This window comes from Pseudoalteromonas umbrosa, assembly GCF_030125375.1.
In the GTDB taxonomy this organism is placed as follows: Bacteria; Pseudomonadota; Gammaproteobacteria; order Enterobacterales; family Alteromonadaceae; genus Pseudoalteromonas; species Pseudoalteromonas umbrosa.
This window is the reverse complement of record NZ_JASJUU010000003.1, coordinates 354,088-369,371: the sequence shown is the minus strand read 5'-3', so window position 1 is coordinate 369,371 and position 15,284 is coordinate 354,088. Positions and strand designations below refer to the sequence as shown.

The 15,284-nt window shown below is 38.1% G+C and carries 11 protein-coding genes; 7 read left to right on the top strand and 4 right to left on the bottom strand.

The annotated features are described in order from the left end of the window. Positions 1-36 precede the first annotated feature (36 nt). From QNM16_RS11545 to QNM16_RS11535, 3 genes are read left to right on the top strand one after another with little or no spacing between them, the layout of a single operon-like run. Complete coding sequence (locus QNM16_RS11545) at positions 37-1,257, top strand: paraquat-inducible protein A (RefSeq protein WP_336620302.1); 1,221 nt, start codon at positions 37-39, stop codon at positions 1,255-1,257. Further along, positions 1,250-2,905 (top strand): intermembrane transport protein PqiB, encoded by a 1,656-nt coding sequence (gene pqiB, locus QNM16_RS11540; protein WP_284020626.1) that lies wholly within the window; start codon positions 1,250-1,252, stop codon positions 2,903-2,905. The genes QNM16_RS11545 and pqiB overlap by 8 nt, the downstream gene beginning before the upstream one ends. Further along, positions 2,902-3,495 carry a PqiC family protein gene (locus QNM16_RS11535; RefSeq protein ID WP_284020625.1) on the top strand — a complete coding sequence of 198 codons (594 nt, stop codon included), beginning with the start codon at positions 2,902-2,904 and terminating at the stop codon, positions 3,493-3,495. Before pqiB ends, QNM16_RS11535 begins: the two co-directional genes overlap by 4 nt. On the opposite strand, the gene QNM16_RS11530 is transcribed toward QNM16_RS11535, so the two are convergent. Then, positions 3,488-4,003, bottom strand: coding sequence for a GNAT family N-acetyltransferase (locus QNM16_RS11530; protein ID WP_284020624.1), 516 nt, complete (start codon positions 4,001-4,003; stop codon positions 3,488-3,490). The two genes, QNM16_RS11535 and QNM16_RS11530, sit on opposite strands and share 8 nt — an antisense overlap. A gap of 86 nt (positions 4,004-4,089) precedes the next feature. After that, positions 4,090-6,954 carry an insulinase family protein gene (locus tag QNM16_RS11525; RefSeq protein WP_284020623.1) on the bottom strand — a complete coding sequence of 955 codons (2,865 nt, stop codon included), beginning with the start codon at positions 6,952-6,954 and terminating at the stop codon, positions 4,090-4,092. Positions 6,955-7,294: 340 nt separating this feature from the next. On the opposite strand from QNM16_RS11525, the gene QNM16_RS11520 reads away from it, so the two are divergent. Together QNM16_RS11520 and ushA are read left to right on the top strand one after the other, a co-directional pair. After that, a complete protein-coding gene (locus QNM16_RS11520; protein ID WP_284020622.1) occupies positions 7,295-7,483 on the top strand; it encodes a hypothetical protein in 189 nt (62 codons plus the stop codon). Positions 7,484-7,547: 64 nt separating this feature from the next. Next, entirely contained in the window at positions 7,548-9,131 is a 1,584-nt protein-coding gene (ushA, locus tag QNM16_RS11515) for a bifunctional UDP-sugar hydrolase/5'-nucleotidase UshA (RefSeq protein WP_284020621.1), read from the top strand. Positions 9,132-9,184: 53 nt separating this feature from the next. Here the strand turns inward: ushA and QNM16_RS11510 are convergent, their stop codons facing one another. Then, positions 9,185-10,108, bottom strand: a complete 924-nt coding sequence (locus QNM16_RS11510) for a hypothetical protein (protein ID WP_284020620.1) — start codon at positions 10,106-10,108, stop codon at positions 9,185-9,187. 2 nt (positions 10,109-10,110) lie between these two features. Continuing rightward, positions 10,111-10,995 (bottom strand): type 2 periplasmic-binding domain-containing protein, encoded by an 885-nt coding sequence (locus QNM16_RS11505; protein WP_284020619.1) that lies wholly within the window; start codon positions 10,993-10,995, stop codon positions 10,111-10,113. Positions 10,996-11,216: 221 nt separating this feature from the next. On the opposite strand from QNM16_RS11505, the gene QNM16_RS11500 reads away from it, so the two are divergent. Continuing rightward, positions 11,217-12,068 carry a S1/P1 nuclease gene (locus QNM16_RS11500; protein ID WP_284020618.1) on the top strand — a complete coding sequence of 284 codons (852 nt, stop codon included), beginning with the start codon at positions 11,217-11,219 and terminating at the stop codon, positions 12,066-12,068. A gap of 44 nt (positions 12,069-12,112) precedes the next feature. Next, complete coding sequence (locus QNM16_RS11495; protein WP_284020617.1) at positions 12,113-15,271, top strand: TonB-dependent receptor; 3,159 nt, start codon at positions 12,113-12,115, stop codon at positions 15,269-15,271. Positions 15,272-15,284: the final 13 nt, after the last annotated feature.

Sequence of the window (15,284 nt, the reverse complement as noted above, 5' to 3'; positions counted from 1 at the left end):
GTGACTGGAACACAATAGAGTATAGATTTAATATTTGTGCCTTTTATTGTGATAACTGCTTGCCAACATTGTGATTATTTAGTGTCTATCGCACATATGGACAAGCACCAGAGGGCTATATGCCCACACTGCGGCAATACCTTAGCAAACTGTAAAAATAATTATAATCACAGTATTAATGCCTTTGGGCTTTCTTCGATATTATTTTTAATTGTCAGTTTGCACCCACATTTTATCTCTTATGCACAACATGGCCTCAAACAATCCATCAGCTTGGTTGAAGCCATGTCATTGCTCGCAACAAATTTTAGTGCTCTGCTTGCAGGGTTACTTGCCTTTACCATTTTATTGATGCCCTTAGCTGCGCTTATACTAATCATGTTAGCTCATTCCCCACTATGGCGTCATCTCAACCCAAGTAACGCTCGAATAATAGTTAGAGCATTAATGTTACTCAAACCGCTTAACTTAGCAGATATATTTTTGGTCGCGGTCCTTATCAGTGCATTTAAGTTAACTGAATTTGCAGAAATAGAGGTTGGCCTAGGGTTCTGGGCATATATACTATTTGTATTATGCTTTATAGAAACGCTGTCCCTACTTAGTAAGGAACAATTATGGGAAAGAGAACAAATCACTTATTGTCCTGATGCAAAAACTTGTGCACCTCGCGCACTTCAGCAGTCATTAAAGAAATGCCACGTCTGTGGACAGCTCAGTAAAGAAACACGCTGCCCTAGATGCACGACAAAACTTAAGTTTCGTAAATCAAATTCGCTAGAAAAAAGCGCTGCCTGGATGGTAACCGCAATGGTACTACTTATCCCCGCACTAGCCTTGCCAATTATGGACACGATTAATTTAGGGCTTCACACCAAAGCCACAATTTATAGTGGTGTTGAGGTAATGTGGGATGCAGGTTCTTACCCAGTTGCCATTCTAATTTTTGTTGCAAGTATATGTATTCCCATTATAAAAGGGGTTGCCCTATTTTACTTAATTTACCAAGTAAAGCATTGCACTAAACCGAAGCTCGCAAGCAAACTATATCGCGCACTAGAATTTATGGGAAAGTGGTCAATGATAGATGTCTTCGTTGTGATATTACTGGTTTCGCTTGTGCAACTTGGCACGGTTTTAAGTGTTGAACCTCAATCAGGTATTGTGTTTTTCACAGCTATGGTATTATGCCAAATAATATCAGTGAACCATTTCGATCCTCGACTACTTTGGGATAATTTGAATAAAAATGAATGAACAAGCTTATATCGAGTCTAAACCAAAGTTTTCTGTCATATGGATAGTGCCTATTATCGCAATTGTGATTACAGGCTGGATGTTATACCAACATCAATCAAATAAAGGGCACACCATTTTCTTAAAAATGGATAATGCAGACGGTATCATAGCGGGTAAAACCGAAATTAAAGTAAGAAGTGTGCAAGTTGGTTTAGTCGAATCTCTAAAGCTACAAATAGAGCAAAACGCTGTAATCGCTACAATACGAATTTTTAAAGATTACGACACACTTTTAACTAAAGATGCCAATTTCTGGGTAGTAAAACCACGTGTCGATGAGTCTGGTATTTCAGGCCTTAACACGCTTCTTTCTGGTGCATACATTGAACTTCTGCCAGGTGAAAGTAACGAGCAAGCCTCTTTATTTACCATGCAAAATCAACCTGCTTTGATCGCTCCAGATATTGAAGGTGTTAGATATAAATTAAAAGCTGCAAATGCAGAAGTATTAGATGTCGGTACAGGTATATTTTTCAGAAACTATAAAGTTGGACAAGTTGAGACTGCGAGTTTTAATGAAAAAACCTTAGAGATGGACTACGGCATTTTCATCAATTCTCCTTATAATGAATTGATATCAAAAAATGCTATTTTTTGGGTAAACTCTGGTATTGAAGTCGACTTATCTACTGAAGGAATTAGAGTCTCGACGGGTTCATTATCAAAACTGATTAAAGGTGGTATTTCAGTTGATTACCCGCCTAATACCCCAGCTGATGAAGTTGCAAAGCAAAACGAGAAATATAAACTTCACAAAAATTTTGCCGTGGCGTTAGAGAGACGATTTGATTTGTTTGATTTATACCTCGTTGAGTTTGAGCAGTCTATCAAGGGGTTAAAACCTGGCGCGCCTGTAGAGTACCGAGGGATGCGAATTGGTACGGTTGAGCAGGTTCCCGCACAAATTGTTCGCAATGGTCAGCCTTTGTACTTTCAACAAGATAACACATCAATCCCCGTTTTAATCAAAGTCGAATACGGAAGAATATACGATGTAGACGAGCAAGCCAAAAAATACTGGCAAAGTAATATTGAAAAATGGATTAGTAATGGCTTAAGAGCCTCATTAAAAAGTGGTAATTTGTTAACTGGTGCGGTATATATAGAGTTAGACTTCTACAGCGCAGCAAAACCGGAAACTATTGCAAAACATTCTGTATACCCAGTTTTACCAAGTGTACCAAGCGGATTTACTGCACTTTCAGAACAAGTTATTGCGTTGCTTAATAAGCTAAATAGATTGCCGTTAGACGACACATTAAGCGAAACTAACAGAACATTGGTTGCTTATAAGCAGCTTGGCAATGAAACAAAGCAACTAATTGAAAATTTAAACAACAAAAAAGTACCGGAAAAAGTGGATAAGAACCTAACTCAATTACAAGGCACGTTAACCCAATTGACTTCAAGCTTGAAGCAATTTGAAAAAACACTATCAACTTACCAGCAAGGTTCAGGTGTTATGGAGCAACTGACAGATACGCTCAGTGAACTCGAGAGTTTGTCAAACACACTCAAACCTGTCACAAAGGGTCTCAATGAGCAACCAAACATGCTTATTTTTGACAAAGACGCACCAGAAGACCCAACGCCAAGGAAACGATGATGAAACTTCCAATTTATCTTGGTTTAATCTCATTGCTATTGATAGGTTGTAGCAGCAATCAAAATACGCATAAGTACTACAAATTTTCAGATCAAAATTTGCAAGTACCTGCAACGCAGAAAACAACAGGTCACCTTTATTTAGAGGATGTGTCCATTCTAGGCGTATCAAACCAGCAGGCCTTTATTCAATACACTAAGCCAAATACTGTTAATATCGCACACTTTCACTTTTGGGCAGAGCACCCTGAAAATATGCTCACACAGTTAACACAAAGCTATTTCCACACATTAGGGCTTACTGTTGTTCCCAGAGCACTCGCAGGGGATGTTGAAAAACCTTTTTTCTCACTCAAATTAGTGTTGAATGAATTCGCAGGCCATTATGATAAAGGCGCTTTGTTAAGTGGAAGTTGGTATTTATATAAGCAGGAACCAGATGAGCTTAAGCTTGTTAAAACCGAACGATTTACAGTGAATAGTCAACTGAATAAAGACGGCTTTGATGCTTTGGTGTCCGCTCACCAAAAGAACTGGATAAAACTTCTTAATACAATTAATCAAGAAGCCTTATCAACTTACCTTAAATAAGTTTATAGGTATATAGTCTGTCTAATTTACCAACCTGACAGTTTATTTCGCCACTCAGCTTAAAACCAAGGCTTTGCAACAGCCTTTGACTTTTCAAATTACTGATATCCGTAATTGCGTGTAAGTCACACAGCAGCATATTGTTTTTAGCCATACTGATAAGACTTTTACAAGCCTCAGATGCAAACCCTTGCCCAGTATATTCATCTAAAAATGCATACCCCAAATCAGGGCCTAGTAAATATGGTCTTTGATAAAAACCTGCGATACCTATCTGTGGCCCTGTCTTCAAACATACAATATAAGGGGCAAAACTTTGGGCTTGATACTGCTTTTGAAAAGAACACTTAATATATTCATGCGCACTTTTACGATCTCTAACCTGCTTATCACCAATATTATCTATAAAGCTCTTTTGATTTAGGAGCTCAATAATAAAATCAGCATCGTCGAGGTTTGCATGTCTGATTTCACACCTATGCGTTTGCGCGACTAACTTATTATGCATATCTACCAACTGTTATTATATTAAAAAGGCAATGGGATTAGACATTGCCTTTATGATAATCATGTACATACAATGTATATGATTATCTATTTATATTTTACCTTTTTATATAGCTCTTTCATCGAGCTTATCTTTGTTTGGTTAGGCAAGTCAGCGAATGCATGCTCTTTGAACTTACTTCCTCTCAACTGAACATTTAAGCGCGGTGCACTTTCATTCATTATCGTCTTTTCAAAATATCGCTTAATGTCATCTTTAGTGACTTTTTCAGCCGCTTGCACTAAACGCTCATGAGAATCAAAAGATAGCTCATCTTTGTACCAATCAGCAAAGTATGGCTCAGCTTCATCTGCAAGATTTTTAGGCTCCTCTTTTAAATTCGCTAATGTAGACGCTTTAATTTGCGCAAACTCTTCTTCTGTTAACTGATTCAATTCTTCAGCATATTCAAGTTTGAAAGCATCAAAACGGGACTGCATTTCTTGTGGACCTTTTACTGGAGTTTGAATAAATAAACCGATTGCAGAATATTCATCAATACTGGTTGAAAAAGCGCCGACAGCATATGCAAGTTGTTCTTCTGTTCGCAGAGTATTAAACGCTTTTTGTCTTAAGTGATTCTTTAAGATCAAAGCAGTCGCCTTTTGCGCATACCCTTTAACTGGGTGTACAGACACATCAACTATCGCAACATCAGCTACGTCAACATCTTTTTGCAATACGACATGCTCATTCAACTTAGGTTGCCAAAAGCCGGCTCTAACGTACTGATCTTGGTCAGCCTGTTTACCAAAACTATGTTCAAGGCGCGAAACAACCTTTTCAATATCAGCCTTATTGTAATTTCCATAACCAAACACGCGCACTAAATTATTTTTAAACAAGTCTAACTGAGCCTGTTTAAAACTATCTATCGTGATCCCTTTAGCAGCATCAATAAGCTCTTCAGCGTCAAAACTGCCCTCTCGAGTTAATTGTCGATAAGCATCAAAAGCTTGATAGTAAGGTATTTGCTTGCCTTTATTCTTCACCGCTCTTATATACCTATCAATGGCTTGATCAAGTTGTTTTTGAGTTGGTGTGACCGTGAAGCCCTTTAAAGCTTCATCAAGTAACTTCAGCTGCTTATCAGTAAAACCGGATAAAGACAAAACAAGACCATTTGAGTTTCTCAAATTGAGCCCCATGCCAGCTACTTGAGCTTCAGTAATTAATTTCGCTTTTTCAATCTCATAAAGATCTACCCAAATACTGGCCGAGACACGCGCAGCGATATTATTGATTGGCAGTTCGCTATTTAAGAAGATTTCAATATTACCTTTAGGTTGCTCGGCAAAGCGCTCACTCGATTTAAGCCAAGCTTGAACTCTATTGCCTTCATATACATGTTCTACATTGTTAGTGGCGGCCGTTTTCAAATCAAAACTCTCTGGTAATAGTCGATTTACACTCGGTAAACTGAGAGCAAACTCACTTGGCTTAGACCATGATGCGACCTCACTTTCAGAAATTGATTCAACTTTGTATTCACCATCATAAAAATGCAATTTACTATCTACAGGTTCATTTTTGCTGATGTACCATACTCGCATAGACTGAGGAGTAAGCTGGTCCAATACCTGTTTTACCGCTTGACGATCAAACTTTGCAAAATGATAGTTCGCATTAACAGCATGCGTCAGTGGGTAATCCTGCATATTCGCGGCTAGTGTGCTGACATAAGAGAATTCATCTCTTTTTTCTAAAAATCTAAACTGATTGTCTAGAGACGTTTTGATTTCTTCAAAATATTTACTATCAACCCCCTGCTCTTTAATCAAGTTTATATACTGCATTACGGTCGCAACAATAACCTCTCGTTGCTCCATGCCTTGATCTGTTAGTTCAATTTCAACATTAAGTACGCCATAGTTTCCGTAGTGATTAGCTGAAGCACTTGCTGATAAAGAAGCAATCAAACCTTTATCTTTAAGAACCTGTGCTGGGCTGCCTTGCATTTCATTACTCAGTAGATAACTCACGAAATAATTTGGTTTGACTGCAAAGTCCGACATATTGTTTTCAATAATAAATTCTACGTTAAGCGACTTAACATCTTTATTCGGCCTGTAATGAATACGCTTTGAGCCGATTTGGTCAAAATCTAATTTTGTTGTTACAACAGGTTCAGGGATTTGCTTGTTTTCTATCCCACTAAAATGCGCTCTTGCTTTTTGTTCCATCTCAGCAAGTGGCATATTTGATACCATGGCTAATTTCATGATGTTTGATGAATAGTACTTGTTATAAAAGGCAACTGTTTCTTCGTGTAAATTGCTGTTTTCTTTATCACCTAGTGTTTCCAAATTACCGATTAAAAAACGATTTGCAGGATGCTCTCCCAATAAACCTCTAGCAAGCTTAAACTGACCAAAAAAATCCATTTCACGGCGCATAGACCACTCTGCATTTACCGCGTTCTTTTCTTTCTCAGTATATTCCGGATAGAGTTTTGCTGATTTGAAAAAGTCAGAGAACCTATCCAGCGCTTCATCAAAAGCATCATTGTTTATTTTAACCATATAATTGGTGACATCTAACCAAGTGTACGCATTGTGAGACCCGCCATTTTTTTGCACAAATGCAGCATACTCTTCTGGGTCAGGGTACTTCTCCGTCCCTAAGAACAACATGTGTTCCAAATAGTGCGCCATACCTTGTTGTGTCATAGGGTCATGCAATAAACCAACGCCAACACTCAATGCGGCAGCAGATTTTTCAGCACTGGGGTCTGACACAAGTACCACATCAATGCCATTGTCGAGTGTCAGTATTTTATATGCCCTATCATCATTTGGACTCACGATTAAATTATCTGCAATAAGTTGACTACTAGAATTGCTAGGAGTTGTAGAGGAGCAAGCTGTTAAAATACCGAGAGAGATAGCACCCAAAGCCAATAATTTTTTCATATACTTTCCATTTAAAGCATGCATTGAGCCCTTAACGACACAGCATACTGGATTAAACAATTATTCATATACTGATATTAAAGTTGCATACACACAAGCGCAAGCTCAGAAAAAGTGTAACTGTTTGTTAAACATAGATAAGACACCTATAAATAATACGTGTTTCCTAAATTTTTAAACTCATTTCGCACTCGTTCAGTTTTAAAAATAGGCAAAAAGGTTAAATTTTATGATTAAAAGTGTTTTTTTTGATTCAAAAACGCACTAAACTGCCTAGAATCGCGCAGTAAGTAAGCTGATGATACAAGGCAAGTAGCATATAAATAACAGGGGCTAAATTATGATTGAAGAGCAAATTTGCGACTTTGGTATACACGCTGGAGAACCATACAGTAAATTACCAGCCTGCTTTTTGAACTGGATGATTGAAACCAACCATAAAAAACAAACTTTCGCTAAAGTTGAACTAAATAGACGAGAAAGAGCCGTGCTCAATTCTCGAAATCACTCTAACACAACAACTTTGTAATGCCATTTTCGTGTAATTGCTTTAAAATACGCGCATAAATAAGTTCAGATTTTAAAAATAATTTATGCGCATAATTATTTCTTTGTTTTTACTCTCGTTTTTAACTGCTTGTCAGCTCATAACAGCCAAGACCGACACTCAATATCTTACAGTTTTACATACAAATGATAACCATGGACGCTTTTGGCATAACGAAAGTGGCGAATATGGCATGGCAGCACGCAAAACACTGATAGATAAACTTCGTAATAAAGCTGAGTCAAAAGGCCATAGTGTTATACTATTGTCAGGTGGTGATATTAACACTGGTGTGCCAGAGTCTGACCTACAAGTTGCTGAGCCTGATTTTAAAGGTATGAGTATTATTGGCTATGATGCTATGGCAATCGGCAATCACGAATTTGACAACCCGTTAAGTGTACTTGATAAACAAATAGCTTGGTCTAATTTTCCACTATTATCTGCAAATATAATAAATAAAAATACCAATCAACCTGCCTATCAAAGTTATGCAATCATAGAAAAAAATAAACTAAAAATAGCTGTTGTAGGCTTAACAACTGTCGACACCGCAAAAATAGCAAACCCTGAGTACATTGGCCACCTAGACTTCATTACTCCAGCTGTCGCTACACAACCATTAGTCGACAAAATCAAAATTAAATATCAGCCAGATGTCATTGTCGCAGTTACTCATATGGGCCATTACCACGATGCTAATCATGGTATCAATGCTCCAGGAGACGTCACACTAGCAAGAAGCCTTAAGCCTAATACACTGGATATGATCATCGGCGGTCATTCACAAGAGCCAATATGTGTCGATAAGAATGGCAACCCAGATGCATCTTTCTCTGCTGGGAAAGCCTGCTGGCCAGATCAACAAAATGGCACTTGGATCATGCAAGCGCACGAATGGGGAAAATATGTTGGTAAAGCCGTTTTCAAAATAGAAAACGGCAACAAAGAACTATTAAGCTACGAGCTTGTGCCTGTAAATTTAAAAGATGCGCAAGGTAATTTCATCGCGACTGAAATAGTAAAAGATCGAGCACTTTACGAATTCTTACTACCTTATCAGCAAAAAGGGGCTGAGAAACTCTCTGACGCAGTAGGTAACATCAATACTTTCCTAGATGGTCGCAGAGACATTGTTAGATTTGAACAAAGTAAACTTGCTGATTTGATAATTAACGCTCAGGCTGAAGCCGTTGGCGCCGACTTCGGTATTATCAGTGGCGGAGGTATTCGCGCAAGCATGAAAGCGGGAGACGTCAATTATAAAGATATTTTGAAGGTTCACCCATTTAAAAATCGTGTCGCCTACATAGATTGGCAAGGCCATGAGTTAGTAGAATATCTAAGTACAGTGGGTAGTTTCCCACCTGATGCTGGTGCTTATCTTCAATACCATAAAATTAACTTTGAAATTAAAAATGCAAAAGCTGTAATACACGCAATCAATGGTAAAAAGTTTGATATTAATGCGACATATAGAATGAGTATCAATAGCTATAATGCAGCTGGCGGCGACGGATATCCTATTTTAACGGAAAAGAAACATTTTCAAATTACTGACAGTACAGATGCACAAGTGTTACGTGCATATATTGAAAAACACTCACCAATAACAGTCGAAAACCTTTAAAATAATCTCAAAATAATCTAAGCATGTCGCATAAAACCTACATGCTTAGATTTTTATTTTCCAATAATTTCAATATCGCCCTCTTGTATCTGGGTCAAAGCGTAGCTATGTAGCTTGGAACGTGATCCCTCACCATGCGCTTTTGGTGGATAATACTTTAACTTTAAGTCTGGAGTGCTTAGCAATAACTCATCTAAAGCAGCACGAATTTCACTTAATGTTTTTTCTAAACTGTTTGAAAAATTTGGTCGCTTTCTAATTGTGTGACCCAGCGCGACTAAGCGATGGAAGTATTTATCAGCCATGTCGAGTAATTCATCAGGCAAGTCTTTATTCTGATTCAATGAAACGTCTGGATACGATTTGCAGTATTCAAGCAAAGCTAAATAAAAGCATAGCGGTTTATTTGCTAACTGTACCGTTGCTTCTTTGTCTGAGCTTAATTGCAAAGTTTTAGAGTATAAGTCTATTTGTAAAGCTATTTTCTTTGGCTGTATATTTTTTTTCTCTGGACGAGACTGAGCTTTGTATTTTTCTCTAGTTATATTTTTTAGTAGTGCAAAATTAAGGACTGCCAATACAAAAGGAAAAATAAGCAAGAAGTTATTATGTCCTTTATTAATTTTTAATAATATGTATGTGTGATTCCCTGGGGCATTCAACTGTTCAACAATTTCTCCTTCAGAAGGTAAAATAGGAGAATTCGAAATCTCCAGCAATTTAACCCGACTATTTTGCTCCTGCAAACTCACATTTATGCTTTTAATATAGTTTTTAAGTGCATCTGGATCGCCTGAGTAATTAAGCATTGGATCTGCCAATGGTAACCTATATTTATCAAGCGAAACCCTTAATTTTACTTCTTGTTGCTCATGATAAATCACATCTTCTATCGTTGACTCTGACATCAAAACAAAAATAGCCAAAAAGAATATTAAATAAGACGTAAACGTGGCTAATTTCTTTAGTTTCCTCATGCTCATTCTCCTAAAAACTCATAAGGAAACTCGCTACATTGCCAGTAACGTTTTACACTATCAAAGTAACTTGAGCCAGAACCTTGAACCACTTGGTTCAACAGACGCTGTAATGAACACGCAAGCTCAGTATTGTCGTTAAGCATTTTTAAATACCATTTACTGCCACTAATATTGCTGCCAGTTGGAGTAATATAATTCTTCGAAAAATATGCCTCGTCATCTTCGTTCCAATACGTTGCAATAATATCCAACTCTCCAGAGGAAAGTTTCTCTCTTAATGTTTTATGAGAAGTCACATACTGAATATCAAGTGCGTCAATATCTATATCGAGCAATTTAAAAGTCTGTTTTGGCAAAATATGACCTGATCGGCTTGTCGGGTAATCGAGTAAACCAATTTTTTTGTCTAAGAAATAGGCTTTTTCAAGTTTTGGCTTTTCTCTGTTTGAAATAAAAAACGCAGTATATTCAGGGTATCCAATCACAGCACGGTAACTGTACGTTGATTCAGCCATCAAAGCCTTCATCACGTTGTCTTTTGACAAAGTCAAATCTGCGAGCCCTTTGGCAATAAAATCAATTTGCTCAGCTAAATTACCACTCCAATATACATTTACTAGCCCATATTGTTTTGCAAGTACAGGATCAGCACACAGCTTTGGAGCAAGTTCATCGGCTAACTTTTTGACTGGTACATGTACATTAAATGACTGGGTATTTGATACAGAGCGTGTTTTACATTGCACATGCTTCTCGAGCAGGTTAGGTAATACCACAGAAGCCGTACTATTTAACTGCTTTGCAAGAAAAAAGCAGGCCAAAATGGATAGAAACAAAACTGTAACAATGGTTGTATTATTGCTTAATTTGAGATTGTAATTCACATCAATTAGATTCTTTTATTCCCTACACGCTTATTAGATCAACTTTATTTACTCATTGCAATAGGTAAATTTACCAATAACAAATAAACTATTGATTTAACTACTTTATTAATAAGAAATTATGAATTCTATTGACTCCTTTTTTTTTCCTGAAAAAACCGGACAATTGACCGCATTGGAATTCACAGTAATTTTTTGATTTACATTTAGTTGAGTGAGTGATGTTTAGAAGTTCAATTCAAGTTTTAGTACTGGGTACATACTTAGTCAGTAGCTCTGTTATTGCTTGGGGCCAAAATGGGCACAGGGTAATTGGCGAACTCGCACAAAATAACCTCACTCCTACTGCAAATTCACATGTGCAAATGATACTAGGCGATGATTCGTTAGCAGAAGTATCAACATGGCCAGATGAAATGCGCTCAAGCCCAGACTCCTTTTGGCGTAAACAATCGGGAAAATGGCACTACATAAATATTGATAATGCTTCGAAAATGCACCGTCATAACAATACCTCTATCCAGTATAAACACGAGGTAAAGCACATTCTTGATGGTATCAACTACTCTGTCAATGTACTTAAAAGCACCTCCTCGAATATAGAAGACAAGCAATTTGCTTTAAAGTTCCTTGTCCATCTAGTTGGTGATGCACATCAACCTTTTCATGCAGGAAGAGCTAAAGATCTTGGTGGCAATAAAATCGAAGTAGAATTTTTTGGAAAGTCTACTAACCTTCATAAAGTTTTCGACACGGAGTTAGTGGAGCACCAAAAGTTATCATACACAGAATTTACTCGCTCAATAACAACCTCGAATAAAAAATTAATTGCTGATTATTTAAATAGCACCCCCTCTGATTGGTTATTAGAATCAAATAAAATTGCAGAGAAAGTATATCAAAGCAATGAAAATGAAATAAGTTGGGGTTATATATATAAACATACGCCAACTATTAAATTACGCCTGCAACAAGGTGGTTATAGATTGGCGGGTTTAATAAACCAAATTTTTGACACTAACTCAAAACCTTTAATCAACGCGCTTGCTAAAAATAAAAGTTTTGAAAAATGATATTTAAACTAACTACTAAACCTAATAACACGGGAAACAACATAATGAAAACGCAACTACGCAAAACGGCACTTTCTCTAGCGGTAATCGCTGGTATCGGTGCTAGTGGTGCTGCATTCGCTAATGAAACTGCTTCATCTGTACGTGGTCAAATTACAGGCCCTCAAGGTAACCCTGCTGCTGGTACAACTATTACCATCATGCACTTACCTACTGGTACAACAAAAGTTTCTACGGTAAATGATGCAGGCTACTTTAGTGCTAAAGGCCTACGCGTTGGTGGTCCATATCAAATTATTGTTGATTCAAATAAATTTGAAGATCAATTACTTGAAAATGTATATTTGTCTCTAGGTGAAGCTTACCCTGTAAATGTTCAACTTCAACCTAAGTCCGATATCGAGCAAATCGTCGTAACAGGTCGCCCAATCAGCCAAATGTCTGGTGGCACAGGCCCAGCGGCAACTTTCACGCTTGAAGATCTTCAAGAAGCACCTGCTATTAACCGTGACCTAAAAGATATTGTACGTGCCGATCCTCGCGTATATGTTGATGAGAGCCGTGGTGCAATTCAATGTGGTGGTGGTAACCCTCGCTTTAACAGCTTAACGCTTGACGGCGTTCGTATGAACGACAACTTCGGTTTAAGCTCTACTGGTTACCCAACAGTTCGTGCTCCTTTTTCTTTCGACTCTATTGAACAGGTAGCTGTTGAGCTTGCACCATTTGATGTTCAATACGGTGGCTTCACGTCTTGTAATATCAATGCGGTTACAAAGTCCGGCTCAAACGAAATTCATGGTGGTCTTTTCTATGACTACACTAATGACTCACTTAAAGGTGACAAGATTGAAGGTGAAGAATACGATGCAGGTAACTTCACAGAAAAACGTTATGGGTTTAACGTTGGTGCACCGCTAATTAAAGACAAATTATTCATCTTTACTTCTTACGAGAAACTGGAAGGTGTTGAACAATTTAACTACAGTGCGCTTGGTAAAACAGTAACTTCAGATGACGTTCAACGCATCACCGAGATCGCGAAAAGTAAGTACAACTATGATGCAGGCTCTATGGTTCCTAGTATGCCTGTTGATGATGAAAAACTTCTAGTTAAAATCGATTGGAATATCAACGACGATCATCGTGCAAACATTGTTTATAACTACAACGATGGTTTTGAGCTTTCTCAATCTGACGAAAGTGGTGGCCAATTGCCTCTAAGCAGCCATTACTACGAGCGCGGTGCTGAGTTTACATCAATCGTTGCATCAGTCTATTCTGATTGGAACGACCAATTCTCTACTGAAGTTCGTGTTGGTAAATCGGACCTAGATGCTCGCCAAAACTCTTTAGATGCGGCTAGTGGATTTGGCGAATTCCAAATTGAAACAGAGAATGATGGAACAGTTTACTTTGGTCCTGATGACTCTCGTCACGCAAATGACCTAGACTGGGATAACTTTACAGTTAAGCTTTCTGGTACCTATTACTTTGACGAGCATACAGTTACTGCTGGTTATGAATACGAAGACCTAAATGTATTTAACCTGTTTATGCAACACGTTCAAGGTGAATTCCGCTTCAAGTCAATTGATGATTTCGAAAAAGGCTTAGCTGACCGTGTTTATTATAATAACGCAGCTGGTACCAATAACCAAAATGATGTTGCGGCTGAGTTCTCTTATCAGCAGCACACATTCTACATTCAAGATGAATACGCGCTTCCAATGATTGACGCCACGTTGACCTTTGGTTTACGTTACGACAAATATACAAGTGATGACTCACCGACTGCGAACCAAAATTTCGAAAACCGTTACGGTTTCTTAAATACGAAGAATATGGATGGCATCGACCTTCTTCAACCACGAGTTGGTTTCAACTGGTATGTTGATGACGCACTAGAGTTACGAGGTGGTTTAGGTTTATATTCAGGCGGCAACCCAAATGTTTGGGTATCTAACGCATATTCAAATGATGGTGTTACTCAGGTAGGTGTAAGTCATAGAGCAAACGCAGATAGAGGTATTGACCCAATGCCTTTATTCGAAACGCCAATGACCAATATCCATGGTGGTACACCTGGTTATGATGTTCCTCAATCTTTATACGATCAAGTAGGTAATCAGCCAGTTGGTAACGGTGATGGTGATGCTAATGCAATCTCACAAGACTTTGAAATTCCATCTGAATGGAAGTTTGCATTAGGTGGTACATATACAACTGAAGACGATTATGTTATCAGTGTGGATTACTTACTAAGCAAAAAGCGTGATTCAGCAATCATTACAGATTTGGGCTTAATAGAGTCTGGTAAATATACTTTTGATGGTAGAGCGCTTCTTACATCAAGACATGAAGACGATCCTCGCGATAATGAGTATTTGCTAACAAATGTTTCTGGAGACGACGGTGAGTCACATACTATCTCAGCAGCACTTTCAAAACGCTATGAGAATGGTATTAGTTTCACACTTTCATATGCTTACACAGATTCGAAAGATGTTAACCCAATGACAAGCTCAACAGCTGGTTCAAACTACGGTAATATCGCAGTTACGAATCCACTTAACCCTGGTCTTGCAACATCTGATTACGAAGTACCTCATCGCTTTACACTACAGCTTGGCTACGACCATGAGTTCTTCGATGGATACGAGACTAAGTTCAACTTATTTGGCCAAGTTAGTAAAGGCCAGCCTTACAGCTATTTATTTAGCAGAAGTGACCGAAACTTTGGCGATGCAAGCTGGAACAGCCAAGGCCGCCAATTATTCTACGTACCTAAAATTGATGACGCTAACGTAGTACTAGATATGAGTGCTGAGGAAATTGCCGAGTTCAATGACTTCATTGCATCGGAAGGTCTAGAGCGTGGTACAACATTAAGCCGTAACTCAGAAAATGCTGACTGGTTTGTTAAATTTGATTTCCGTGTTGGTCAAGAAATTCCTGGCCTAATGGATGGCCATAAAGGCGAAATCTTCTTCGTTATTGATAACTTAACAAACTTATTGAACGATGATTGGGGTGTGATGCGTAAAGGTAGCTTTGTGGGTAACCGCATTGTTAGCGTAGATTACGACCAAAGTACAGATCAATACACGTACTCTGGCTTTAACGCAGGTGCAGTAGAACAATCTATCGAACGTGACCCTTCAGTATGGGAAATGCGCTTTGGTATTAAATACACATTCTAATATCTAACTTAAA

Coding starts and splice junctions, on each gene's coding strand:
- pqiB (WP_284020626.1), top strand. CDS start 1,250: ATGAATGAACAAGCTTATATCGAGTCTAAACCAAAGTTTTCTGTCATA.
- QNM16_RS11535 (WP_284020625.1), top strand. CDS start 2,902: ATGATGAAACTTCCAATTTATCTTGGTTTAATCTCATTGCTATTGATA.
- QNM16_RS11530 (WP_284020624.1), bottom strand. CDS start 4,003: ATGCATAATAAGTTAGTCGCGCAAACGCATAGGTGTGAAATCAGACAT.
- QNM16_RS11525 (WP_284020623.1), bottom strand. CDS start 6,954: ATGAAAAAATTATTGGCTTTGGGTGCTATCTCTCTCGGTATTTTAACA.
- QNM16_RS11520 (WP_284020622.1), top strand. CDS start 7,295: ATGATTGAAGAGCAAATTTGCGACTTTGGTATACACGCTGGAGAACCA.
- ushA (WP_284020621.1), top strand. CDS start 7,548: ATGCGCATAATTATTTCTTTGTTTTTACTCTCGTTTTTAACTGCTTGT.
- QNM16_RS11510 (WP_284020620.1), bottom strand. CDS start 10,108: ATGAGGAAACTAAAGAAATTAGCCACGTTTACGTCTTATTTAATATTC.
- QNM16_RS11500 (WP_284020618.1), top strand. CDS start 11,217: ATGTTTAGAAGTTCAATTCAAGTTTTAGTACTGGGTACATACTTAGTC.
- QNM16_RS11495 (WP_284020617.1), top strand. CDS start 12,113: ATGAAAACGCAACTACGCAAAACGGCACTTTCTCTAGCGGTAATCGCT.